The 1,673-nt window shown below is 74.3% G+C and carries 1 protein-coding gene; it reads right to left on the bottom strand.

Annotated features, from left to right (window positions below):
* A partial coding sequence (locus tag ACFU99_RS39080) for a dihydroxyacetone kinase family protein (protein WP_384402116.1) occupies nucleotides 1–1,293 on the bottom strand: 1,293 nt, incomplete at its 3' end.
* Between the last annotated feature and the right edge of the window lie 380 nt (nucleotides 1,294–1,673).

The raw sequence follows: 1,673 nt of genomic DNA, 5'->3' as shown, positions 1-1,673 counted from the left end.
CGTCGGCTCCGCCGCCCGTGCCGCCGCGACCGCCGCGCGCAGACCGCGGACGATGCCGATGCCGTGGTCGCCGTCGCCGGCGACCGCGTCGAGGCGGCCCAGCTCATCCTCGTGCTCGGCGACGAGTTCGTACCCGGCCTGGAGAGCGGCCGTGACGGGGCCGTCCGCGCCGGTGGGGACGGGCCGGGGCGCGGCCGACGGGACGGACTCCGGCTCCGGCCGCACGTCGGCGTCGGATTCGGAGTCGCGGACGTCGCGCGCGCCGGGCGTCCGGCGGAAGGCGGGGGTGTCGCAGGGAGCGTCGTACAGCTCGGCCAGTTCGTCGTCGAGGACCATCAGCGACAGCGAGACCCCGGCCATGTCGAAGGAGGTCACGAACTCGCCGACCTCGGGGCGGAACGGCCGCAGCCCGGCGGCCGACAGCCGCCGGTGCACATGGCGGTAACAGGCGAACATCTCCTCGTACTTGGTGCGGCCGAGGCCGTTGAGGAGCACCGCGACGCGGCCGTCGCCGAGGCCGGGGAGGTCGGGGAGCAGGTTCTCGACGAGGGCTTCGGCCAGTTCCTCGGCGTCGAGCCGCTTGGTGCTGCGCAGGCCGGGCTCGCCGTGGATGCCCATGCCGAGCTCCATGGTGCCCTCGTTGACGGTGAACAGCGGCTCGCTCGCGCCGGGCAGCGTGCACCCGGCGAAGGCCGCGCCGAAGGTGCGGGTCGCGGCGTTGGCGCGGCGCGCGAGGCGGGCGACGGCGTCCAGGTCGTCGCCGCGGTCGGCCGCGGCCCCGGCGGTCTTGAAGACGAAGAAGTCGCCGGCGACGCCGCGGCGGTCCTTGGACGGGTCGACGGGGGCGCCCTCCACCGGGGCCGGTCCGCTGGCCACGTCATCGGTGACCAGGACCGTACGGGTGTCGACGCCCTCGGCGGCGAGGCGTCGGGCGGCGAGCCCGAAGTGCATGACGTCGCCCGCGTAGTTGCCGTAGGTGAACAGCACGCCGGCGCCGCCGTCGGCCGCGCGGGCGGTGCGGTAGACCTGCTCCGCGCTGGGGCTGGCGAACACGTCGCCGATCGCGGCAGCGTCGGCGAAGCCGGGGCCGACCAGTCCGGCGAAGGCCGGGTAGTGGCCGGAACCGCCGCCGATGACGACGGCCACCTTGCCGGGGCGGGGCGCGTGCCGACCGACGACGCCGAAGGTGTCGGGGACACGGCGGACCGTACGGGCGTAGGCGTCGGCCAGGCCCTCGATCCAGTCCTCGCGGAAGGTGGCGGCGTCGCCGGGACCGGGGGATGCACTGCTCATGACTTCACACTCCTACGCGTCGCTGCTGTTTGATTTAACACCGATCTCGTACGTCTGTCACCCCCTCGCAAGAACGTCCCAGCCGGGACCGGGCACCCGAATTCCCCTGAAATTACCGACACATACCGGCTCCACCAGCCAAGACGACCCAGCCGACCCCCCACCCTCGTCCCACCGCAAGAAAACTCTGCTTCACATCTTGCGTGTGAAATTAACAGGAACCATGATGCTTTCAGCCCCGGTCCCCTCACTCCTCCCCCCGTCCTCACCCCCACCTCCGCCCCGCCCCCCCCCCCCCCCCCCCCCCCCCCCCCCCCCCGCCCGGGGGGGCGCCCCCAGGGCACCACCCCCCCCCCCCCCCGGGCCCCCCCCGCCCGCCC

The sequence above is a fragment of the Streptomyces sp. NPDC057654 genome (genome assembly GCF_042800135.1).
Lineage (GTDB): Bacteria > Actinomycetota > Actinomycetes > Streptomycetales > Streptomycetaceae > Streptomyces.
This window is presented reverse-complemented; position numbering and strand designations above follow the sequence as displayed.